Origin of the sequence: Micromonospora psammae (genome assembly GCF_036902725.1) — a bacterium.
Taxonomy (GTDB): Bacteria; Actinomycetota; Actinomycetes; order Mycobacteriales; family Micromonosporaceae; genus Micromonospora.
In genome coordinates this window covers 20070-40500 of sequence record NZ_JBAKHM010000005.1, presented here as the reverse complement: position 1 = coordinate 40500, position 20431 = coordinate 20070, and the positions used below count along the sequence as shown (strand labels likewise).

The 20431-nt window shown below is 71.9% G+C and carries 19 protein-coding genes, 1 tRNA gene and 1 pseudogene; 10 read left to right on the top strand and 11 right to left on the bottom strand.

Features of this window, described 5'->3' with window-relative positions; all coding sequences use genetic code 11:
- Positions 1 to 59: 59 nt before the first annotated feature.
- The 3 genes from V6U79_RS10150 to V6U79_RS10140 are packed head-to-tail and all read right to left on the bottom strand — an operon-like array spanning position 60 to position 1201.
- Positions 60 to 521 carry a RidA family protein gene (locus tag V6U79_RS10150; protein ID WP_334531795.1) on the bottom strand — a complete coding sequence of 154 codons (462 nt, stop codon included), beginning with the start codon at positions 519 to 521 and terminating at the stop codon, positions 60 to 62.
- A complete protein-coding gene (gene sp36 / locus V6U79_RS10145; protein WP_334531793.1) occupies positions 518 to 673 on the bottom strand; it encodes a Sp36 family protein in 156 nt (51 codons plus the stop codon). The genes V6U79_RS10150 and sp36 overlap by 4 nt, the downstream gene beginning before the upstream one ends.
- Before the next feature lie 48 nt (positions 674 to 721).
- The gene (locus V6U79_RS10140; protein ID WP_334614431.1) at positions 722 to 1201 is read right to left on the bottom strand and encodes a hypothetical protein; all 480 of its coding nucleotides are present in this window, start codon (positions 1199 to 1201) and stop codon (positions 722 to 724) included.
- A 321-nt stretch (positions 1202 to 1522) separates the two neighbouring features.
- Here V6U79_RS10140 and V6U79_RS10135 point away from each other — a divergent pair, with 321 nt between their 5' ends.
- The 3 genes from V6U79_RS10135 to bagB are packed head-to-tail and all read left to right on the top strand — an operon-like array spanning position 1523 to position 4329.
- Positions 1523 to 2122, top strand: coding sequence for an Rv0361 family membrane protein (locus V6U79_RS10135; protein WP_334614430.1), 600 nt, complete (start codon positions 1523 to 1525; stop codon positions 2120 to 2122).
- A 26-nt stretch (positions 2123 to 2148) separates the two neighbouring features.
- Positions 2149 to 3126 (top strand): ATPase BagA, encoded by a 978-nt coding sequence (gene bagA / locus V6U79_RS10130; RefSeq protein WP_334531785.1) that lies wholly within the window; start codon positions 2149 to 2151, stop codon positions 3124 to 3126.
- 54 nt (positions 3127 to 3180) lie between these two features.
- On the top strand, positions 3181 to 4329 hold the full coding sequence (gene bagB / locus V6U79_RS10125; protein ID WP_334531784.1) for an ArsA family ATPase: 1149 nt from the start codon (positions 3181 to 3183) through the stop codon (positions 4327 to 4329).
- Positions 4330 to 4335: 6 nt separating this feature from the next.
- Here bagB and V6U79_RS10120 read toward each other — a convergent pair whose 3' ends face one another.
- On the bottom strand, positions 4336 to 4653 hold the full coding sequence (locus V6U79_RS10120) for a WhiB family transcriptional regulator (RefSeq protein WP_334531781.1): 318 nt from the start codon (positions 4651 to 4653) through the stop codon (positions 4336 to 4338).
- A gap of 403 nt (positions 4654 to 5056) precedes the next feature.
- Between V6U79_RS10120 and V6U79_RS10115 the strand changes: the two genes are divergently transcribed.
- Entirely contained in the window at positions 5057 to 7504 is a 2448-nt protein-coding gene (locus V6U79_RS10115) for a penicillin-binding protein (protein ID WP_334531778.1), read from the top strand.
- A 63-nt stretch (positions 7505 to 7567) separates the two neighbouring features.
- On the opposite strand, the gene V6U79_RS10110 is transcribed toward V6U79_RS10115, so the two are convergent.
- On the bottom strand, positions 7568 to 8023 hold the full coding sequence (locus V6U79_RS10110; protein WP_334531775.1) for a GatB/YqeY domain-containing protein: 456 nt from the start codon (positions 8021 to 8023) through the stop codon (positions 7568 to 7570).
- A 25-nt stretch (positions 8024 to 8048) separates the two neighbouring features.
- Between V6U79_RS10110 and V6U79_RS10105 the strand changes: the two genes are divergently transcribed.
- The 3 genes from V6U79_RS10105 (at position 8049) to V6U79_RS10095 (ending at position 10177) form a co-directional block, all read left to right on the top strand.
- Entirely contained in the window at positions 8049 to 8942 is an 894-nt protein-coding gene (locus tag V6U79_RS10105) for a metallophosphoesterase (protein WP_334531772.1), read from the top strand.
- Positions 8943 to 9118: 176 nt separating this feature from the next.
- A tRNA-Pro gene (locus V6U79_RS10100) sits at positions 9119 to 9195 on the top strand.
- Between the two features lie 361 nt (positions 9196 to 9556).
- Entirely contained in the window at positions 9557 to 10177 is a 621-nt protein-coding gene (locus V6U79_RS10095; RefSeq protein WP_334614429.1) for a hypothetical protein, read from the top strand.
- Between the two features lie 880 nt (positions 10178 to 11057).
- Here the strand turns inward: V6U79_RS10095 and V6U79_RS10090 are convergent.
- Positions 11058 to 11504 (bottom strand): annotated as a pseudogene (locus V6U79_RS10090) (SRPBCC family protein); the annotation flags it as partial.
- 194 nt (positions 11505 to 11698) lie between these two features.
- Between V6U79_RS10090 and V6U79_RS10085 the strand changes: the two are divergent.
- Entirely contained in the window at positions 11699 to 12805 is a 1107-nt protein-coding gene (locus V6U79_RS10085; RefSeq protein ID WP_334614427.1) for a calcium:cation antiporter, read from the top strand.
- A 55-nt stretch (positions 12806 to 12860) separates the two neighbouring features.
- Here V6U79_RS10085 and V6U79_RS10080 read toward each other — a convergent pair whose 3' ends face one another.
- The 3 genes from V6U79_RS10080 to V6U79_RS10070 all read right to left on the bottom strand — a co-directional run bounded on the left by V6U79_RS10080 (position 12861) and on the right by V6U79_RS10070 (position 15247).
- Positions 12861 to 14177, bottom strand: coding sequence for a hypothetical protein (locus tag V6U79_RS10080; RefSeq protein ID WP_334614425.1), 1317 nt, complete (start codon positions 14175 to 14177; stop codon positions 12861 to 12863).
- Positions 14174 to 14698 carry a SigE family RNA polymerase sigma factor gene (locus V6U79_RS10075; protein ID WP_334531761.1) on the bottom strand — a complete coding sequence of 175 codons (525 nt, stop codon included), beginning with the start codon at positions 14696 to 14698 and terminating at the stop codon, positions 14174 to 14176. The genes V6U79_RS10080 and V6U79_RS10075 overlap by 4 nt, the downstream gene beginning before the upstream one ends.
- Positions 14699 to 14773: 75 nt before the next feature.
- Positions 14774 to 15247 carry a hypothetical protein gene (locus V6U79_RS10070; protein WP_334614424.1) on the bottom strand — a complete coding sequence of 158 codons (474 nt, stop codon included), beginning with the start codon at positions 15245 to 15247 and terminating at the stop codon, positions 14774 to 14776.
- Positions 15248 to 15369: 122 nt separating this feature from the next.
- Here V6U79_RS10070 and V6U79_RS10065 point away from each other — a divergent pair, with 122 nt between their 5' ends.
- Positions 15370 to 16650 (top strand): MFS transporter, encoded by a 1281-nt coding sequence (locus V6U79_RS10065; protein WP_334531756.1) that lies wholly within the window; start codon positions 15370 to 15372, stop codon positions 16648 to 16650.
- 231 nt (positions 16651 to 16881) lie between these two features.
- Here V6U79_RS10065 and V6U79_RS10060 read toward each other — a convergent pair whose 3' ends face one another.
- Positions 16882 to 18594 (bottom strand): bifunctional metallophosphatase/5'-nucleotidase, encoded by a 1713-nt coding sequence (locus tag V6U79_RS10060; RefSeq protein ID WP_334531753.1) that lies wholly within the window; start codon positions 18592 to 18594, stop codon positions 16882 to 16884.
- Between the two features lie 322 nt (positions 18595 to 18916).
- Between V6U79_RS10060 and V6U79_RS10055 the strand changes: the two genes are divergently transcribed.
- On the top strand, positions 18917 to 19714 hold the full coding sequence (locus V6U79_RS10055; RefSeq protein ID WP_334531750.1) for an alpha/beta fold hydrolase: 798 nt from the start codon (positions 18917 to 18919) through the stop codon (positions 19712 to 19714).
- A 200-nt stretch (positions 19715 to 19914) separates the two neighbouring features.
- Here the strand turns inward: V6U79_RS10055 and V6U79_RS10050 are convergent, their stop codons facing one another.
- Complete coding sequence (locus V6U79_RS10050; RefSeq protein WP_334614423.1) at positions 19915 to 20370, bottom strand: lamin tail domain-containing protein; 456 nt, start codon at positions 20368 to 20370, stop codon at positions 19915 to 19917.
- Positions 20371 to 20431: the final 61 nt, after the last annotated feature.

Below are 20431 nucleotides of genomic sequence, written 5' to 3'. Positions count from 1 at the left end.
CCGTTCACGGCTTTCGCCCCGGCCCGAACCGCAAGATCACAGGGGCGGACGGTGACCGGTCAGGAGACCTCGACGATGACCTCGACCTCGACCGGCGCGTCGAGGGGGAGCTCGGCGACGCCGACCGCGGAGCGGGCGTGCCGGCCGGCCTCGCCGAAGACGGTGCCGAAGAGGTCGGAGGCGCCGTTGATCACGCCGGGCTGGCCGGTGAACCCGGGCGCGCTCGCCACGAAGCCGGTCAGCTTGACGATCTTGACGACGTTCTCGAGGCCGACCAGCGAGTCGATCGCGGCCATGGCGTTCAGGGCGCACCGCTCGGCGAGGTCCTTGGCCTGCTCGGCGGAGACGCCGGCGCCCACCTTGCCGGTGGCGAGCAGCTTGCCCTCGGCGATCGGCAGCTGACCGGAGACGTAGACGTGCTGGCCGGACTGCACCGCCGGGACGTAGCTGGCCACCGGGGGCACCACGTCCGGCAGGGCCATGCCCAGCTCGGCGAGCTTCGCGTGCGGACCGTTGCTCACGCCTTCACCCGCTTCAGGTACGCGACCAGCTGGTCCGGGTTCGGGCCGGGGACCACGGCGACGAGTTCCCAGCCGTCCTCACCCCAGTTGTCGAGGATCTGCTTGGTCGCGTGGACCAGCAGCGGGACCGTGGCGTATTCCCACTTCTGCATCGGTGGAAGGCTCCCTTGCCTGCGCGCGGACTACTGTGCAGGCACAGCCTACGGTCCGGGCGACGGCCGGGGTGCGGGACGCTGCTCGGGCGCGGTGGGCACCTCCCCGCACGGGCCCTCGTGGTCGTACGGCTGCGGGCAGCGGGACCGGTCCGGCAGCAGCAGGTCGCAGAAGACCCGGTGCCGGTTGTTCTGGTCGTCGGCGGTCGAGACGGTCGTCTCGCCGGCGTCCAGCTCGGCCAGGAAGCCCAGCGAGGTGGCCACCGTGCCGGCCAGGGCGGTCGCCGCCGACAGGTCGGCCACCCGGATCGGCAGGTGGATGACGTACCCTGGCTCCTCCTCGTCCCGCTGCCGCGGCCCGGTCCGGTCCAGCACCCGCAGCACCTCCGACGGCTCGGCGCAGCGCCGGTAGGACCGCTCGTTCACCGGCAACCCGACCGGCCCGTCGACGTCACCGGCCGCGCCGAGCCGCCACGTCCGGTCGCCGGGAGGGAACTGGGCTCGGGCGAAGTTGTCCGCGTCGCGCATGTACTGCCTCCGGGCCTCGTGCCGTGATTGACCACCGTCCGGACCGGGCCCTCCGCCCGACCCGCTTCCCCCGCACCGGCACGAACGTAGGACCGACCCGTGGGCAGCCACAACGGGACGCGCACACCCGATCACCCCAAGTCACATATGCGACAGCCACCCGGTCCGTAACGCGACCCGACGGAACGACAGGTCGTGAGCGCTCCGCCACGGAAGCGCCCATCGACCGTTACCCTTCCCGTCGGACGGGCCGCGCCCGCCCGGCCCTGACCCCGCGTCATCGCCAGGGGCGGCGAGGACGCCCTTCCCCCGGGGGACCACATGACCCAACCGCCCAGCGGTGGCGCGACCGGATCGCCGGATGTCCCGGCATCCCGGAAGGACGTACCCGGCCAGCCCGGTCCGGCCTCCCCCGGCACGTCCGCTCCGGGCGCCATCCCACCGCCCCCGCCGGCCTACCCGGCGTACCCGGCGCCGGCCACGCCCCGCCGGCGCGGCCTGCTCCTCGGCGCGATCGCCCTGGCCGCCGTCCTGCTCTTCGGCGGCGGCACGGCCGCCTTCCTGGCCCTGCGGGACACCGAGAGCGGCAAGGGCGCCAAGGAGCCGACCGTGGCGGTGGACGACTTCCTCACCGCCGTCTACCGGGACCGGGACGCGAAGAAGGCGGCCAGCCTGGTCTGCGTCGACTCCCGGGACCAGGACAAGATCGACGCGAAGGTCGCCGACGTGCAGCGGTACGCCGCCGGCTACCAGAACCCGCGCTTCCGCTGGTCCTCCCCGAAGGTGGACAACCAGACCGGTGACCGGGCCACCGTCACCGCCAAGCTCACCATGACCACCGCCGACGAGAAGGTCGCCGAGCAGGCGCTGCGCTTCACGGTGGTGCGGACGACGGGTTGGTGGGTCTGCGAGGTGGCCTGACCCGGCGCAGTGGATACGCTCGACGGGTGCGAGCAGCTGAGCAGCCGAGCGATCCCGCCGGCACCGGATGGCCGGCCCGCCTCCACGTCGTGACCGGCAAGGGTGGCACGGGCAAGACCAGCGTGGCGGCGGCCCTGGCGCTCGCCCTGGCCCGCGACGGCCGGCGCACCCTGCTGGTCGAGGTGGAGGGGCGGCAGGGCATCGCCCAGCTCTTCGGCACCGACCCGCTGCCCTACGAGGAGCGGCACCTCACCGACGCCCCCGGCGGCGGCGAGGTGCGGGCCCTGGCGGTGGACGCCGAGGAGGCCCTGCTGGAGTACCTGGACATGTTCTACAAGCTCGGCGCGGCCGGCCGGGCGCTGCGCAAGCTCGGCGCGATCGACTTCGCCACCACCATCGCCCCCGGCCTGCGGGACGTGCTGCTCACCGGCAAGGTGAAGGAGGCGACCACCCGCACCACCGGCCAGCGCCGGGCGTACGACGCGGTGGTCCTCGACGCGCCGCCCACCGGACGGATCGGCCGTTTCCTCAACGTCACCGCCGAGACCGCCCGGCTGGCCAAGGTCGGCCCGATCAAGACCCAGAGCGAGGGGGTGGCGGCGCTGCTGCGCTCCCCGATGACCGCGGTGCACGTGGTGACCCTGTTGGAGGAGATGCCGGTCCAGGAGACGGTCGACGCGATCGCCGAGCTGACCCAGCTGGGCTTCGGCGTCGGCCGGGTGATCGTCAACGGCGCCCGGCCGCCGGTGCCGGCGGGACGCGAGGTGACCCAGGCCGAGCTGAAGCGGGGGCTGCTCGCCGCCGGGCTGCCGGCCGACCGGGGCACCGTCGCCGGGCTGGCCGACGAGGCGCGTGACCAGCGGGTCCGGCGCGAGCTGGAGGACTCCCTCCGCACCGACCTGGCCGAGCTGGGCCTGCCCCTGACCGAGCTGCCGCTGCTGCCCGACGGGGTGGACCGGGCCGGGCTGGACGCCCTCGCCGAACTCCTCCGCCGGGCCGATTGACTCACACCTGCGGTCGGCCCGGGCGCGCGGGCCCCACCGGCCCGATACGCTCGATTGGTGCCTTCCACAGACGCGGCGCCCCGGCTTGACGTCGACCGGATCCTCGCCGACCCCGGCGTGCGGATCATCGTGTGCTGTGGTGCGGGCGGCGTGGGCAAGACGACCACGGCGGCGGCGCTCGCGCTGCGCGCCGCCGAGCAGCACGGCCGCCGGACGGTGGTGCTCACCATCGACCCGGCCCGCCGGCTGGCCCAGTCGCTCGGCCTGACCGAGCTGGACAACACCCCCCGGCAGGTCAAGGGCATCGACGTCGAGGCCAGCGGCGGCGAGCTGCACGCCATGATGCTGGACATGAAGCGCACCTTCGACGACGTGGTGCTCCAGCACACCGATCCGGCGAAGGCGGCGGAAATCTTCGCCAACCCCTTCTACCAGGCCATGAGCTCCACCTTCGCCGGCACGCAGGAGTACATGGCGATGGAGAAGCTGGGCCAGCTGCACGCCCGGGGCGAGTGGGACCTGATCGTGGTGGACACTCCGCCGTCCCGCTCGGCGCTGGACTTCCTGGACGCCCCGGCCCGGCTCTCCCGCTTCCTGGACGGCCGGATGCTGCGGCTGCTGCTGGCGCCCGCCCGTACCGGCGGGCGGAGCATGTTCAGCTTCGTCACCGCCAGCTTCGGCATGTTCTCGAAGGTCGTGCAGAAGGTGCTCGGCGCCCAGCTGCTGACCGACCTCTCCGGCTTCGTCGCCGCGCTGGACTCGATGTTCGGCGGCTTCCGGCAGCGGGCCGAGCAGACGTACCGGATCCTCCAGGCGCGGGAGACGGCCTTCCTGCTGGTCGCGGCGCCGGAGTCGGACGCGGTCCGGGAGGCGGCCTACTTCGCCGGGCGGCTGCGCGAGGAGCGGATGCCGCTGGCCGGGCTGGTGCTCAACCGGGTGCACCGCCCGGCGGTCGACCTGGCCGCGGCCGAGAGCCTCGCCGCCGCGGAGCGGCTGGCCGAGATGGGCGGCCACGACAGCATTGTGGAGGTGCTGCGGGCGCACGCGACGCTGGCCCAGCAGGCGGTCCGGGAGCAGCGGGTGGCGGCCCGGTTCACCGAGGCGTTCCCGGCGGTGCCGGCGGTGTCGGTGACGGCGCAGCCCGCCGACGTGCACGACGTCGACGGGCTGCGGACGATCGGCGCGGCGATCAGCCGGCCGTGACCGGCGTCAGCCGGTGGTGACCAGGATCTTGTCCTTGCCGGCCTTGTCCTTGGCGTTTTTCTTCATCGCCGCCTCGAACATCTTGCGCCAGCTCGTCACCTGCGGGTGACGTCGCAGCAGCGCCCGACGTTCGCGTTCGGTCATCCCACCCCACACCCCGAACTCGATGCGGTTGTCGAGCGCGTCGGCCAGGCACTCGTACCGAACTGGGCAGCTCCGGCAGATCCTCTTCGCCACGTTCTGTTCGGCGCCCTGTACGAACAACGCGTCCGGGTCCCCGTTCTGACATGCCGCCAGCGACGGCCAGTCAGTGATCATGCCCATGTGTACACGTCCCCCCTTGCAGTACCTACCGACCTCGTGCGACCAGCCGTTGAATCCCCCCGGTCGTCCGGCCCTTCCTTCCCCAAGGAGGCACGGACGACGTGTGGCCCTGTCGCCGCCACCATCATGCTCTGTAGTCGCCTGATTACGCAACGTTGTCGGCGAAATCCATCATTCCGGACACTCCCGGCTTCCCGGGCCTTCGCTCGCCGCATACCCGGCCCGAGTACGTGAAAACGCTGCGCCGCTCCACCCGATCGGTGGAGACTCGACGCCAGTCACACGCAACCACGTACCGGGGGTCGTGCGTTTAGCACAACGAGGTCGGCGCGCGCAGGAAATGGGGAAAGAACGCCCCAGCGCCCCTCGTTCCCTACTCGCGTACCCTGTCGAGGTGACCTGGATGCGGAAACGTGACCACAATGTCTTCGCCAATGCCGCATCGCTACTCATCTGTGGCCTGCTGGCCGGCGTGGTGGTCGCTGCGGCGGCCTTCCCCGCGGTGGCGATGTCCGGACTTGCCGCCAAGGCCGGCGCCGAGACCTTCGGCGCACTACCCAAGGAACTGACCGTGGCCCGGTCGCCGCAGATCAGCTACCTGCTCGCCTCGGACAGCAAGACACCGCTGGCGATCATGTACGACGAGAACCGGCGCGACGTGAAGCTCGCCGACATCTCGCCGTTCATGCAGAAGGCGATCATCGCGGCCGAGGACCACGACTTCTACAAGCACAACGGGGTCGACCTCAACGGCATCGCCCGCGCCTTCGTCAACAACCAGTCCGGCACCGCCTCACAGCAGGGCGCGTCGACGCTGACCATGCAGTACGTCCGGCTGGCCATCGCCTACTCGGCCACCCACCCGGCCGACGTGGTCGCCGCGACCGAGGACACCAGCGGCCGCAAGCTCCGCGAGATGCGGCTGGCGCTCCAGATCGACGAGGAGTTCTCCAAGGACGAGATCCTGGAGCGCTACCTGAACATCGCCTCCTTCGGCAACGGCGCGTACGGGGTCTACGCCGCCAGCCAGGTCTACTTCGGCAAGCCGCCGAGCAAGCTGAAGCTCGAGGAAGCGGCCATGCTGGCCGGCATGGTGAAGGCGCCGACCACCAACGACCCGAACACCGAGAGCGGTCGCCCGCTCGCCCTGGACCGGCGCAACTACGTCCTCAAGAACATGGCCGAGATCGGCGCGATCAGCCAGCAGGAGGCGGACGCCGCCATCGCCCTGCCGATGAACGTCAAGGACAAGCGCACCCCGAACGGCTGCGTCGCCACCAACCAGAAGGACTGGGGCTTCTTCTGCGACTACTTCTACCGCTGGTGGATGCAGCAGGAGACCTTCGGCTCGACCACGTACGACCGTGAGCGGCGACTCAAGAGCGGTGGCTACACCATCACCACCAGCCTCGACGTCCAGGCGCAGAACGGCGCGGACAGGGCCGTCCGCGCCAATCTCGGCGTGAACAGCAAGGCGGCCCGGATGGTCGCCGTGGTCGAGCCGGGCACCGGTCGGGTGCGGGCCCTCTCGGTGAACCGCAACTTCAAGATTGACAATCCGAACAAGCCGCAGAACAAGATCGCCAGCGAGCCCAGGAAGGCCAAGAAGAAGATCCGGGGCAACTACCCGAACACGGTGAACCCGCTGCTCAGCGGCGGTCAGGGCATCACCGGCTACCAGGCCGGCTCGACGTTCAAGATCTTCACCATCGTGGCCGCCCTGGAGAAGGGCATCCCGCTCAGCTACCAGATCAACTCGCCGGACGAATTCAAGTCCGACTACATCATCGAGCGGAACTCCCCGGCCGCCTGCGCCGGCACGAACCTCTACTGCCCGAAGAACGCCTCCAAGAGCATGGCGGGTGTCCACAACATGTGGAGTGCCTTCGGCTCCTCGGTCAACACCTTCTTCGTCCCGCTGCAGCAGCAGGTCGGCGCGGAGAACGTCATCAAGGCGGCGCAGAAGCTCGGCATCACCTTCCGGGACAGCGGCGACGCCCGGCGGGCGACCAAGGAGGGTGGTGCCAACCAGTGGGGCGCGTTCACCCTGGGCGTCTCGCAGACCACCCCGCTCGAGCTGGCCAACGCGTACGCCACCCTCGCCGCGGACGGCAAGTACTGCGAGCCGATTCCGGTGCAGGAGATCAAGGGTCCGGACGGCAAGACGCTGGACATCGCGAAGCCGAAGTGCGAGCAGCGGATCAGCACCGAGGTGGCCCGGGCGGCCGTCGACGCCGCCCGCTGCCCGGTCGGTGACCGGTCGTCGACCTCGAAGTGCGTGGGCGCCACCGCTCGCAACGTCAAGAGCATCGTCGACGCGCCGGTCGCCGGCAAGTCCGGCACCACCGACAGCGAGAAGACCTCCTCCCTGGTCGCGATGACCAAGCAGTACTCGGTCGCCGGCATCATGGCCGACCCGGACTGGCCGCAGACCACGCAGAAGATGGGTCACGACGAGGCCCAGGGCATCAACCCGGCGGTCTACAACACGCTGAAGGTCGCCATGAAGAACAAGGAACGGATCCAGTTCACCCCGCCCAGCGGCAAGATCATCAATGGTGACCAGCGGAGCATTCCGAACGTCCGGTGCCAGTCGGTGGAGAGCGCCAGGGCGGAGTTGAAGGAGGCCGGCTTCGACGTCATCGTCTCCGACAACAAGGTTGCGTCGAACTGCGCGCCGAACACGGTCGCCGGCACCAGCCCCGAGGGCCGCACGATCAAGGGCGGCGTGGTCACCATCGAGGTGAGCAGCGGCGGCGGCACGCCGCCGAACACGCCCGGCAACGTCACCCCCGGCGGTCCGCAGGTACCGGTCGTGCCGGGCCGGCCCACCGGCCGGCCGCGCGGCTGACGTAGGCGAGAACGAACGGGCGGGCACCCTGCGAGGGGGGCCCGCCCGTTTCGCGTACGACGGTCAGAGGCCGAGCTGTCGGCGTACCTCGGCGGCGACCCGGCCCCCCTCGGCCTGGCCGGCCACCGCGGCCTGGGCCGCCTTCATGGCCGCGCCCATCTGCGCCTTGCCGGTGAAGCCGCCCGCGGCGAGCGCCCCCGCGACCAGCTCGGTCAACTCCTCGTCGGTGAGCTGCTTCGGCAGGTAGCGCTCCAGCACCTCGCCCTCGGCGGTCTCCTTGGCGGCCTGCTCGGTGCGGCCGGCGTCGGCGAAGGCGGTGGCGGCCTCCCGCCGCTTCTTCGCCTCCTTGGTCAGCACCGCGAGCACCTCGTCGTCGGTGAGCTCGCGCTTGGCCTTGCCGGCGACCTCGGCGGTCCCCACGGCAGCCAGCGCCATCCGCAGGGTCGAGGTGGCCAGTTCGTCGCGCGCCTTGAGAGCGGTGCGCATGTCGGCGGTGAGGCGGTCCTTCAGCGTGCTCATGGACGGTCAAACTACCCTGAACGCCATGCGAAAGCGCACACTATTCCGACTCGGCGCCGGCACCGTCGCCGCGGGCGCGGCCACCCTGGCGTACGCGTCGCTCGTCGAACGCAACATGTTCACCCTGCGCCGGTACGACGTGCCGGTGCTGCCGGCCGACGCGGAGCCGCTGCGCGTGCTGCACCTGTCGGACCTGCACATGATGCCCAACCAGCGGCGCAAGCAGGACTGGGTGGCGTCGCTGGCCGCCCTCGACCCGGACCTGGTGGTGGTCACCGGGGACAACATGGCGCACCCCGACGCCGTCCCGGGCGTGCTGCGGGCGCTGCAACCGCTGCTCGACCACCCGGGCGCCTTCGTCTTCGGCTCAAACGACTACACCGGCCCGGTGTGGAAGAACCCGTTCACCTACTTCCTGTCCGACCGGGGCTACACCGAGGGCGTCGAGCTGCCGTACGAGGAGCTGCGCGAGGTCTTCACCGGGGCCGGCTGGGCCGACCTGAACAACGCGCGTACCTCGATCAAGGCCGGCGGCCGCGAGGTGGAGCTGGTCGGCGTGGACGACCCGCACATCGAACGGGACGACTACGGCAGTGTCGCCGGCCCGGTCTCCGCCTCGGCGGACCTGGCCATCGCGCTCGCGCACTCGCCGGAACCGGCCCTGCTGGACCAGATGGCCGCCGACGGCTTCGGCCTGCTGCTCGCCGGGCACACCCACGGCGGCCAGGTCTGCGTACCCGGCTACGGGGCGCTGGTGACCAACTGCGGGCTGCCCCGCTCCATGGCCAGGGGGTTGCACCGCTGGCCCGGCTCGGACTCCTGGCTGCACGTCTCCGCCGGACTCGGCACGCACCCGACCGCGCCGGTGCGGTTCGCCTGCCCACCCGAGGCGAGTGTGCTGACCCTCATCCCCCGCTAAGCGGCGTCGCCCGACGGGGCGACTCATCCACCCGGCGACCGGACCCGGATGTGCCGCCGGGCTGCTTTGGAGCTGATGACGTTGACGATTCAGGCCGGGGCGGGGCGGCCGGGCCGCGCCGGGGGGTACCGAGTTTGACCATCGGACCGGGTGGGCTACTATTTGTCGGCACGCCTCGGGGTGTGGCGCAGCTTGGTAGCGCGCTTCGTTCGGGACGAAGAGGTCGTCGGTTCGAATCCGGCCACCCCGACCAGAGGTAAGTGAAGGTCAAGGCCCCTCCACGGAGGGGCCTTGACTCGTTTCCGCCGATCACTGCTCTCCCGGAGGCAGCGAGAAGGCAGTAAACGACGCGAGCAGCGCCGCAGGCTGGTGACCGTCGGTGGCGGCCTCGTCGGCACCGGAAGCTGTCGTCGATCACGCGCCGGTCACGGAGGGTAAAGTCACCCGTTCGAGTTGCTTGCAACGATTGGGCAGTTATACGCACTTTTATGTAGGTATTTAATGTTTGCGCCGATTGTCCTGATTGGCTGGCCAACATACTTCCTACAGATCAAGGCGGTTTCTGTGCGGCTGCATACGCGAGTTCGTTTCGCCGGAGGGCACTCCTGGCATCCATGATCGTGCTGTCGGTCGCCGGACCGGCATCGGCCCAGCCCGTCACACATCAGATCCCCATCAAGGGCCGCTTGGCGAGTGCGATTCCGGCACCGGAGCCCCGGGTGGTCGCAGGCAACGTCACGACCTGCGAGGGCGCCGGCCTGCAAGGCGAGATCATTCTGGGCAGCCCGAACACCTCGGGCCCGGCGAGTTCCGAGGCAGGCACCGGAACCGTTACCGGCAGGACGCTGGACGTCACGATCAACGAGGGCTTCACCGCTACCGGCATCGTGGTCAAGGGCGGCCCGGACGCCAACGTGTACGACGGGCCGTTCGTCGGACCGATCGTGGTCGAGGACATGACTGCGCCGATCAACCCCGAGACCGGCGAGCCGCACGACATCAGCCACTGGTTCGTGTGTGGCTTCGACACGCCGCCGACCCCGACGCCGACCGCGACCCCAACCGCGACACCGACCGCGACACCGACCCCGACGAAGACGACACTGCCGATCACCGGTGACTCGCTCAGCAGTCCGTCAATCGTCGTACCGGCCGCGCTCGGCGGCAGCCTGCTTCTGCTCGGGAGCATGCTGATCGTTCTCTACCGACGCCGGGACGGCGAGACGCGCGGCTGAGCTCGCCCACGGACAGCGGCTGCGTTGGCCCGTGGGATCAGCACTGGGGCCGGAGGCATACTCCGGCCCCAGTAGCCGCCTCCCGCGCCGTGCCGCCGCCGGTGACTTCACCACCCGCCCGGGATCACACTGCAGAGCGCAGGCGCGGCCTGCTGCCGAGGGTGGCGGAGCTGCTCACCAGCGCATCGTGACACCCGGGAAGACCGCGGCGGCAGCGGGCGGGGACAAACCTCGTGGGCGGCGCCACCAGGTGCTCGCATGGGCGGCCCGCGAGCCCAACCTCTTGCCGGCCCTTGGGTTGGTGTTGCGGTCCTTTAGAGCTGATGACGTGAACGACTCAGCGGCGATCCGTTCACGTCATCAGCTCTAAAGGACCCGCCAGTGAACTCGGCGATGGGATGGCCTTCGGGCAGCCGCGAGTGGGGGTGCGGAGTCGCCGATGTCCGTGACGAACGCGAACCCGGTGCGCTCCGGAAGGACCCACAGCGGGCCAACCTTCGGATCGCCGGATAGCTGGGACCTGGACACCACGAAGGGCCCGACGGCCCGACCGGGTGGTCGGTCCGCCGGGCCCCGCGGAGGTGCGTCAGAGCGGGCGGTTCGGCTCGCTCACCGGGCCACCGGGGTACGTGGTGGTACCGGGCTCGGGCACCACGTCGATCTCGGTCACCACGTAGTCCGACTCGGTGCCGGTCGTCGTACGGTCGTCCTCGTCGCTGCCGGAGCGGTGCTTCGCGGCGGCCGCCGCGGCGGCTGCCGCAGCACCCGCGACGGCGGCACCCGCCGCCACCGCCGTGCCGGAGACGCCCGCCTTGCCGCTGTCGCCCTTCGACGACGCGGCGTGGGCGACGCCCGGCGTGCCGACGCCGTGCCCCGCACCGACGGAGCCGCGCCACGCGCCGCTCTCGGCGCCCCGGGACTCGATGTAGCTCTTGAACTTCTCCAGGTCCGACTCGGCCTGCTTCTCGATGATGTTCAGCTTGTCGCCGGCCTTCTCGACCAGGCCCTCCGGCTCGTACTCCAGGTGCAGCCGGACCATCGTCCGGCCGGCGCCGACCGGCTGGAAGTAGACCGCGCCGGCGTTGGTCGCGCCCTCGGTCGCCGCCCAGGCGACCTTCTGGTCCGGCACCTGCTCCAGCACGGTGGCGTCCCACTCGCGCTTGACGCCGGCGATCTGGGCGACCCAGTGCATCCGCTTGTCGTCGAGCTGGCGGACCTCCTCGACGCCGCCCATGAACCGGGGGAACTCCTCGAACTGCGTCCACTGGTTGTAGGCGGTGCTGACCGGGACGTCCACTTCGATCGACTTTTCCACCACGGTGGTCATGGCATTCCTCCTCGTTCGGTCGAATCCTCGCTCCACTCGGGAGAGAGCCGTCCTCGTCCAGGAGAATCCGTACCCAGGGGTGGGCGGCTCAATCCGGAACGGCGCGATGTCGGCCCGACGCGAAGCGCGTTCGCTGAACGTGATCGAGCCGCTACCCGTGGGCGGCGGGTCGGCGCACCTGGCAGGGTTGGGACATGGCCGCGCTCGCCCGAACCCGCCTGACCGACTGGACGCTCGCCGTCCCCGTCCTCGCTGTCGTGTTGCTCGCTCTGACCTGGGGGCGAGACCTGCCGGGGGTGGTGGTGGCGGTGGCGGCCGCCTTCCTGGCCGGGGCGGTGCTGGCGGCCGTCCACCACGCCGAGGTGGTGGCCCACAGGGTCGGTGAGCCGTACGGCTCGCTGGTGCTCGCGGTGGCGGTCACGGTGATCGAGGTGGCGCTGATCGTCAGCCTGATGATCAGCGGTGGGGAGAAGACCCAGGCGCTGGCCCGGGACACCGTCTTCGCCGCCGTCATGATCACCTGCAACGGGATCCTCGGGTTGTCCCTGCTGCTCGGTGCGCTCCGGCGTCGGGTGGCGGTCTTCAACCCGGAGGGCACCGGCGGGGCGCTGGCCACGGTGGCCACCCTCGCGACGCTCAGCCTGGTGGTGCCGACTTTCACCACCAGCCGGCCCGGCCCGGAGTTCTCCCCCGCCCAACTGGCCTTCGCCGCGGTGGCGTCGCTCGCCCTCTACGGCCTCTTCGTCCTGGTGCAGACGGGCCGCCACCGGGACTACTTCCTCCCGGTGACCAGCGACGGCAGCGTGGTCGACGCCGACGGCGACGGCCACGCCGACCCGCCGCCGACGCGCACGGCGCTGGTCAGCCTCGCCCTGCTCCTCGTCGCACTGGTCGCCGTCGTGGGCCTGGCCAAGACCGTCTCCCCGGCCATCGAGGCCGGGGTGGCCGCCGCGAACCTCCCGCAGGCCTTCGTCGGTGTCGTCATCGCGCTGCTGGTGCTCCTTCCCGAGACCCTCGCGGCGGCCCGCGCGGCCCGCCGCGACCGGGTGCAGATCAGCCTCAACCTGGCGCTCGGTTCCGCCATGGCCAGCATCGGCCTCACCATCCCGGCCATCGCCATCGCCTCGATCTGGCTGGACGGACCGCTGCTGCTCGGGCTGGGCGGCACCCAACTGGCCCTGCTGGCGCTGACCGCCGTGGTGGGCGTGCTCACCGTCGTCCCCGGCCGGGCCACGGTGCTCCAGGGCGGAGTGCACCTGGTGCTGCTGGCCGCGTTCGTCTTCCTCGCCGCCAGCCCCTGACCCGTACGCCTCCGTCCACCGCACGGTGGACGGAGGCGTCGCCGGCTCGGCCGGGTCAGTTGGTCAACGGCACGGTGGTGGTGCCGCGGGCCCCGATGATCCTCACCTCGGTCGCCGTGGCGGGCAGCAGGGCCGCGTCGCGGCCGGCGGCACGCCATCCGCCGGCGCCGGTCCGGTAGCTGAACGTCGCGCCCTCGGCGGCGACCAGGACGCCCTGCCGGTCGGGCAGCCGCAGCCGCACCGGCAGGGGCGCGTTCCAGTCGGCGAATCCGCTGGCCACCGCCGTGAAAGGACTCTCGGCGGGGGCGAGCGTCGCGACCACCCGGGCCGGGTCGTCGTCGTACTGGATGGTCTCCATCCGCAGCCGCCGCCCGTCCGGGGTGGTCCCGTAGACGGTGAGCAGGGGACCATCGCCGGCGCCGTGGTTGCCGGCCACGTCGACGTACGGGGTGAGCGGATTCTCCCCCTGGTTGGTGGGCTCCGCCGCCGCGGCGGGGTCACCGCCCCACGCCCGTTCGGCTCCCGGCAGCGTGTAGGTGAGCTGCTTCGGGTTGGGGCTCCCGCTGCCCTCGCTGTCGGGAAAGAGGATGGCCGAGCTGTTCGCGATGTGGACCATGTTCAGCGCGCTCACCGGCGTCCGGGAAAGCGCGACGGTGATCTTCCCGCGCTGCGGCGGCACCGGCAGCACGGCCGCACCGTCGCGGAACGGCACCGGTTGGAAGTCCCGGTCGATCCGGCCGTCGGCCTTGTAGCGCAGCCGCGGCGAGAACACCACCGGATCGCCGAAGTCGACGACGACCAGCACGTCCCGCTCGGGGCCGAGCAGGACCGCCTGGGAGTTGCCGTCCGTGCCGGCGGTGGTGACCGATTCCACCGTCAGCACCTTCGGCCCGTCGGCGGTGGGTTCGACGAAGGCCGCCGCGGCGAAGTTACGGTCGCCCCCGGGCTCGCTGACGCCCGGTTCGGTCCGGGTGCGCTGGGCGACGTAGGCGGCCGGACCGGCGGGCGTGTTCCCCGCCCACACCACGTGCGGCTCGCCCCGCATCGCCACGGCTTCCCCGCGGCTCAGGTGACGTCGCCACGCCTCCCGGACCTGTCGCAGGTAGCCCTGGTCACCGGCCAGGTCGCCGCGGGTCGGCTCGTCCAGCAGCGGCGAGGCGACCTCGATCGGCTCGCCCCGGTCGGCCAGGCGCAGCGCCCCGCCGACCGGCACCGCCACCACGGCCGTCAGAGCGACGGCCAGCAGGGCCCGGCGGCGCACCAACCGGCGGCGCCCACCCCGGCGTACGGCGGGCAGGAGGTCCGGCGGGGTGGTCAACTGGTCCGTCGCGCGGTGCAGGGCGGCACGGACGTCGCTGTCGCTCATGGTCATCGCGGGCTCCCGGGGATGGTGGAGGAGGACAGGACGAGACCGGAACCGGCCAGGGACTCCCGCAGGCGGGCCAGTCCGCGCGAGGTGTTGCTCTTCACCGCGCCCTCCGAGCAGCCGAGGGCCGCCGCGACGTCGGTGACGGAGAGGTCCTCCAGATACCGGAGCACGACCGTGGCGCGCTGCCGGGGCGGCAGGGTGCGCAGCGCCGCGACTATCCCCTCACGGGTCGCCACGTCGTCGGCGTGGTCCTGCCGTACCCCGTCGTGTTCGGCCAGTGCCCGCTCGGGCCGACGGGCGCGCCGGCGCCACCGGTTGGCCGCCCGGTTGACCAGCGCCTTGCGGGCGTACGCCTCCGGGGTGGTCCGCACCCGGCGCCACCGCACGTACACCTGCTCCAGCACCTCCTGGAGCAGGTCCTCCGCCGCGTTCCGGTCACCCGTCAACAGGTAGGCGACCCGTAACAGGGTCACCGATCGTGTCCGGACGAAGTCGTCGAACTCCGCGCCCCGTGAATCCCGCATCTGCCCTCCCGGTCAGTCCGCCAACCAAGACAACGCGGAGGCCCACGAGGTTGACCCGACGCGGCAGATTTCGGGTCAGTCGTGCCGCTCGGTCCGCTCGATCTCGGCGAACGCGGCGTGCAGGTAGCCGTCGAGCGGCCGGTCCGCCGCCGCCAGCAGGTCGGCCACGAGCAGTGGGGCGTGCCGGGCGACCGCCGCCGGGTCGGGTGGGGAGTCGTCGTCGCCCGGGTCGTAGACGCCGAGCGCCCCGGCGAGCAGGACCAGCACCACGTGCGGGTCGACGTCGGGTCGCCACGGGACCGCGGCGCGGACGCAGCGTTCGAGCACCTGCCGGACGTCGTCGCCGTCCAGCCCGTCCGGGTGGGTCTCCTCCAGCAGCAGCCGGACCACCACGCCGAGGACCAGGCCGGCCCGCTCGGCGCCGCCGAGCCGGTCGACCGCCGCCTCGTACGCCTCGCCGTCGCGGGCCCGGGCGGCGTGGACGGCGTCGGTGGCCGCCAACGCGATCTCGCGGGCGGGCGCGGGGAGGTGTCGCCAGGTCACGGTCACCGGCCCAGCATGGCAGAGCACCCCGACACGCAGGCGATGGCCGGCGTGGGCCTGCTCACCCGGGCGCCCGCCGGGCGGTGAAACGTTCGCGGATCGTCGTACCCGGCCAGCAGAATCCCCGCATGCTGCGCCGATCCCTCCCCCGCCGCCCGGAAGCCCGACGGATCCTCCTCGGCACCCTCCTGTCGGCGATCGGTCGCGGCCTCACCCTGCCGTTCCTCTTCATCTACCTGACCGACGTCCGGGGCCTCTCCGATCCCCGCGCCGGCCTGGTCATCGGCTGGTACGGCGCGGTGACCCTGGCGCTGTCGCCGCTGGGCGGCACGCTGATCGACCGGTTCGGCGCGCGCCGGGTCGTCCTGCCCTGCCTGCTGGTCGAGGCGGTCGGGACCGGCTCGCTCGCCCTGGTCGACTCGACCGCCTCGGCGTTCGTGGTGGTCACCCTCATCGCGATCGGCAGCTCCGCGATCTGGTCCGGGCAGAGCACCATCCTGGCGTCGCTGACCGCCGACGACGAGCGGCAACGGGTGTACGGCCTGAACTTCGCCCTGCTCAACCTCGGTATCGGGATCGGCGGCCTGACCTCGGGCGCCATCGTGGACACCAGCCGGCCGGTCACCTTCGAGCTGATCTACCTGCTCGACGCGGTCACCTATCTGATGCCGGCGCTCATCCTGCTCAGCCTGCCGCACGTCGGGCACCGGCTCAGCACCGCCGGCGGGGCGGGCGGGGCCGGCTCCGGCGGCTACCTGACCGTGCTGCGGGACCGGCCCTTCCGCCGCCTGGTGATCTTCGGCCTGGTCCTCACCACCTGCGGGTACGCCCAGATCGAGGTCGGCTTCACCGCGTACGCCGTCCGGGTGGCGGAGGTGACCCCGCGGGTGGTCGCCTGGGCGCTGGCGGCCAACACGGTGACGATCGTGCTCTCGCAGCTGCTGATGATCCGGCGGATCGAGGGGCGCAGCCGGACCAGGGCGCTCGCCCTGGTCGGTGTGGTCTTCGCGGCCGCCTGGCTGGTCCTCGGCGCGGCCGGGCTGATCGGCCCGGAGAACGCGTTGGCGGCGGCGCTCGGCGTGGTGACCTGCGCGGCGATCTTCGGGTTCGGCGAGACGATGCTGTCGCCGGTGATGCCGGCGCTGACCAACGCGCTCGCCACCGACGAGCTGCGCGGCCGGTACAACGCGATGAGCTCCATGATCTTCGGGATCAGCGGGGTGATCGGTCCGGTGACCGCCGGCCCGCTGATCGGCGCCGCCGACGGCCGGATCTGGGTGGCCGTGGTGGTCGGCGGTTGCCTGGTCGCCTCCGTCATCGCTCTCTCCCTGCGCCCACTCCTCACCGCCGTCCAGGACGGCCGTTCCCCCGCCCCCACCGACCGCACCCCGCAGCCCACCACCGCCTGACCCGCCCCACCCCGCCTGACCCGCCCCCGCCTGACCCGCCCGGTCGGCACGCGCCCCGGCCGGCCCGCACCAGGCGCACGGCCATGATCGTGCTCGATCCTGGATGTAGTTGGCTCGGAGCACGTCGGAGGCCACTACATCCGGGATCGAGCACGATCATGACGCGAACGGCGGGTACGGAACGGGCCCCGGAGCGTCGCTCCGGGGCCCGTTCGCGCGGGAGTCCTGCCGTCAGGCGGCGGGGGTCTCGGCGGTGGTGCGGATGCGGTCCAGGGCCGGCGCGGAGACCGGCGAGGACGCGGTCAGGTACGCCACGAACGCGTCCAGGTCGATCATGCCGGTGACCTGGTTCGTGCCACCCTTGAGGACGGTGAAGCCGTCCCCGCCGCCGGCCAGGAAGTTGTTCACCGTGACCCGGTAGGTGGCGTCCTCGGTGACCGCCACGCCGCCGAGGGTGAGACTGCCCCGGACGACCCGGCTACCCGCGCACGGGTCGGCGGTGGTGCCGGTGACGCCGTTCACGTCGACCGTGTAGCGGACCGACGAGGACGGGTAGAGCGTCCGGCCCACCACGAACTGCTGCTCCAGCACGCAGTAGAGCTGCGCCCCGGTGAGGTCGAGCGTCACCAGGTTGTTGGCGAACGGCTGGACCGTGAACGCCTCCTCGTAGGTGACCGGGCCGGCGTCGAGGTCGGCGCGGACACCACCGGGGTTCATGAACGCGCCGAGCGCGCCCTGCTCGTCGTCGGTCGCGGCGAGCTGCGCGTCGGCGATCACGTTGCCGAGCGGGGACTCGCCCTTCGCCGTACCGAAGAGGGTCTCCTGGACGCGGTTGAGCGGCTCGGCGGTCTTGCCGACGACCTTGGTGGCGACCGGGCCGAGCGCCGTCTTGTACCGGGTGATCAGGTCAGTCTGCGCCGGGTCCCTCGTCACGGTCCGGGTGACCACGACGTTGTTGGCCCGGGCGGTCAGCACGTCGCCGGTCTTCCGGTCGATCTGGAGGTCGATGTCGGTGACCAGGCGACCGAAGGAGCTGGCGCTGGTGACCAGCTTGCCGTTGATCTCGCAGTTGTACGCCTGGTGGGTGTGCCCGCTGACCACCACGTCGATGGCCGGGTCCATCCGGTTGGCGATGTCGACGATCGGGCCGGTGAAGCCGGCGCAGTCGTTGATGCCGCCGGTGGCGTCCTGCTGGCCACCCTCGTGCAGCAGCACGACGATGGTCTCCACGCCCTGGGCGCGCAGGATGCGGGCGTACCGGTTGGCGGTCTCGGCCTCGTCGCTGAAGGTCAGGCCGGCGACGCCCTCCTGGCTGACGATCTGCGGGGTGCCCTCCAGGGTCATCCCGATGAAGCCGACCTTGACGCCGGCGACCTTCTTCACCCCGTACGGCGGCAGCAGCGGCTCGCCGGTCGCGGTCTTGAAGGCGTTCGCGGAGAGGTACTGGAAGCCGGCGCCCGCGTACGGGGTGCCGTCGGCGCAGCCGTCGGTCGGGTGGCAGCCGCCGTTCTGGATGCGCAGCAGCTCGTTTGCGCCCTCGTCGAACTCGTGGTTGCCGACGCTGGCGAAGTCCAGCCCGGCCAGGGTGAGCGCCTCGATGGTGGGCTCGTCGTGGAACGCGGCGGAGAGCAGCGGGGAGGCGCCGATCAGGTCACCGGCGGCGACCGTGATGGTCCGCTCCTGCTCCTCCTCGGTCGCGCCGCGCAGCGCGGCGAGCTGGGTGGCGAGGTACTCCGCACCGCCGGCGAACTGCCCCGCGATGGTGCCGCTGGAGCCGGTCGGCGGCTCCAGGTTGCCGTGGAAGTCGTTGAGGGCGAGCAGCTTGACGTCGACCGGCTTGGGGCCGGCGTCGGCCTGGCTCGGGTGGACGGCGACCGTGCTCAGCGCGGCCGCGGCGAGTGCGGTCAGGCCGATGGCGGCCCGACGCATCCCGGGGACGGACATGGAACTCCTTGTGAGGTTCGGCGTTGGACGCTCCCCCCGGGCGATGGTTCGCCCGAGCGACCCTGATCCGTGCCGTGACAGGGGTCGTTCGCGGATGGCGGCGGTCGGGGGTCGCCGCTCCCGTCGGCTGTCAGCCTCTCACCTCCGGCCGACCCGGTCGACTGGGGAAGTCGACAGACCTGCGGATACGTGAGGTGACCCGGGACGGACGTTCGGACCATTCCGACATGACGGGTAGGTGGGAGCGGTCCGGCGTGCGTCGGATTCCTGTCGGCGGCACCGACCAGGATGGAGGACGACACGACGAGGAGAGGATCCGCGAATGACCGACACGACCCCGGCGGTGGGCACGGTGCGCTCCGCCGACGGCACGACCATCGCGTACGAGCGCAGCGGCGAGGGGCCGGCGATGGTGCTGGTGGGCGGCGCGTTCAACGACCGGTCGACCACCCGGGCGGTGGCCGCCGCGCTGGCGGGTGACTTCACGGTGTTCGGATACGACCGGCGCGGCCGGGGCGACAGTGGCGACACCGCGCCGTACGCGGTGCGGCGGGAGATCGAGGACCTGGCGGCCCTGATCGAGGCGGCCGGCGGCACGGCGTACCTGTACGGGGTCTCCTCCGGGGCGATCCTGGCCGCCCTGGCGACCGCCGCCGGGCTGCCGGTCGCCGGGCTGGCCCTCTTCGAACCGCCGTTCCAGGTCGGGCCGCGCGCCGGGTCGGGCACGGCGCTCGCACCCCGGCTGGCCGAGCTGGTGGCGGCGGGCCGGCGGGGCGACGCCGTCGAGTGCTTCCTGCTCGACGCGGTGGGCATCCCCGCCGACCAGGTACGCGGCATGCGCGACCAACCGATGTGGCCGTGGCTGGAGCTGATGGCCCCGTCCCTGGTCCACGACGCCACCGTCACCGGCGACGGGACGCTCCCCGCGGAGCTGCTCGCCGGCATCAGCGTGCCGACCGTCGTAGTGGAGAGCACCGGCAGCCCGGACTGGCTGCGCGACGCGGCGGGGGCCACCGCCGGGGCGGTCCCGGGTGCCCGGCGGGTGAGCCTGGCGGGTGGTTTCCACGAGGTGCCCGCCGAGCTGCTCGCCGTCGAGCTGCGCCGCTTCCTGCGGAGCTGACCGCCGTCGCCGGATCTCGCACCCAGGCGACGGCTCGGCGGCCCCGTGACGCGGACGACCGCCCCGGGCGGGCCGGCGGCTCCCGGTGCGGAGGAGCCGCCCGCTGCCCGGGGCGGTCGGTCGAGTGCCGGCTCCCGCTCACGCGGGTGCCGGCCGTCTCGGCGGGGGGGGTCACGCGGGCCCGTGCCGGCCCGCAGGGTTCAGCAGTAGGTGTAGCTGCCGCTGCTGCCCCAGGAGCAGGAGTCGATCGCCGTACCGGCGGAGTTGCGCAGGTAGGCGGTGTCACCCGTGTTGTTCCAGATGTACGCGCCGGAGCCCCAGTACCGGTGGGTGGAGGTGTTGGTGCCCTTGCCGGTGTGGATGTAGACGCTGGCGCCGGAGGCCAGGCGGAAGTCGGTGGCGAACTTGTAGACGTGGCTCGACTTGTCGCGCAGCGTCCAGGACTTGAGGTTGATGGTGGTGCTACGCCGGTTGGTGAGCTTGACGTACTCGGCGTTGAGGCTGCTGTTGGAGCGGTTGTCGGTGCCCGGCGAGTTGTAGTAGACCTTGGTGATCTGGATGGCCGGGGTGGCCGCCTGCGCCGGCGTGGCAACGGCGACCGTGCCGCCGAGGACGGCGGCGAGCGTCGCCGCGTAACCGAAGAGCTTCTGCTTCATGCGTTCCCCCACATGCGGTGGGCCGACCCGGGGGTCGGCCACGGAGTGGGCCGAGGCTATC

Excerpts from the sequence above, each read along its gene's own strand:
- sp36 (WP_334531793.1), bottom strand. The coding sequence starts at position 673 with ATGCAGAAGTGGGAATACGCCACGGTCCCGCTGCTGGTCCACGCGACC.
- V6U79_RS10140 (WP_334614431.1), bottom strand. The coding sequence starts at position 1,201 with ATGCGCGACGCGGACAACTTCGCCCGAGCCCAGTTCCCTCCCGGCGAC.
- V6U79_RS10135 (WP_334614430.1), top strand. The coding sequence starts at position 1,523 with ATGACCCAACCGCCCAGCGGTGGCGCGACCGGATCGCCGGATGTCCCG.
- V6U79_RS10120 (WP_334531781.1), bottom strand. The coding sequence starts at position 4,653 with ATGGGCATGATCACTGACTGGCCGTCGCTGGCGGCATGTCAGAACGGG.
- V6U79_RS10115 (WP_334531778.1), top strand. The coding sequence starts at position 5,057 with ATGCGGAAACGTGACCACAATGTCTTCGCCAATGCCGCATCGCTACTC.
- V6U79_RS10110 (WP_334531775.1), bottom strand. The coding sequence starts at position 8,023 with ATGAGCACGCTGAAGGACCGCCTCACCGCCGACATGCGCACCGCTCTC.
- V6U79_RS10105 (WP_334531772.1), top strand. The coding sequence starts at position 8,049 with ATGCGAAAGCGCACACTATTCCGACTCGGCGCCGGCACCGTCGCCGCG.
- V6U79_RS10095 (WP_334614429.1), top strand. The coding sequence starts at position 9,557 with ATGATCGTGCTGTCGGTCGCCGGACCGGCATCGGCCCAGCCCGTCACA.
- V6U79_RS10085 (WP_334614427.1), top strand. The coding sequence starts at position 11,699 with ATGGCCGCGCTCGCCCGAACCCGCCTGACCGACTGGACGCTCGCCGTC.
- V6U79_RS10080 (WP_334614425.1), bottom strand. The coding sequence starts at position 14,177 with ATGACCATGAGCGACAGCGACGTCCGTGCCGCCCTGCACCGCGCGACG.
- V6U79_RS10075 (WP_334531761.1), bottom strand. The coding sequence starts at position 14,698 with ATGCGGGATTCACGGGGCGCGGAGTTCGACGACTTCGTCCGGACACGA.
- V6U79_RS10065 (WP_334531756.1), top strand. The coding sequence starts at position 15,370 with ATGCTGCGCCGATCCCTCCCCCGCCGCCCGGAAGCCCGACGGATCCTC.
- V6U79_RS10060 (WP_334531753.1), bottom strand. The coding sequence starts at position 18,594 with ATGTCCGTCCCCGGGATGCGTCGGGCCGCCATCGGCCTGACCGCACTC.
- V6U79_RS10055 (WP_334531750.1), top strand. The coding sequence starts at position 18,917 with ATGACCGACACGACCCCGGCGGTGGGCACGGTGCGCTCCGCCGACGGC.
- V6U79_RS10050 (WP_334614423.1), bottom strand. The coding sequence starts at position 20,370 with ATGAAGCAGAAGCTCTTCGGTTACGCGGCGACGCTCGCCGCCGTCCTC.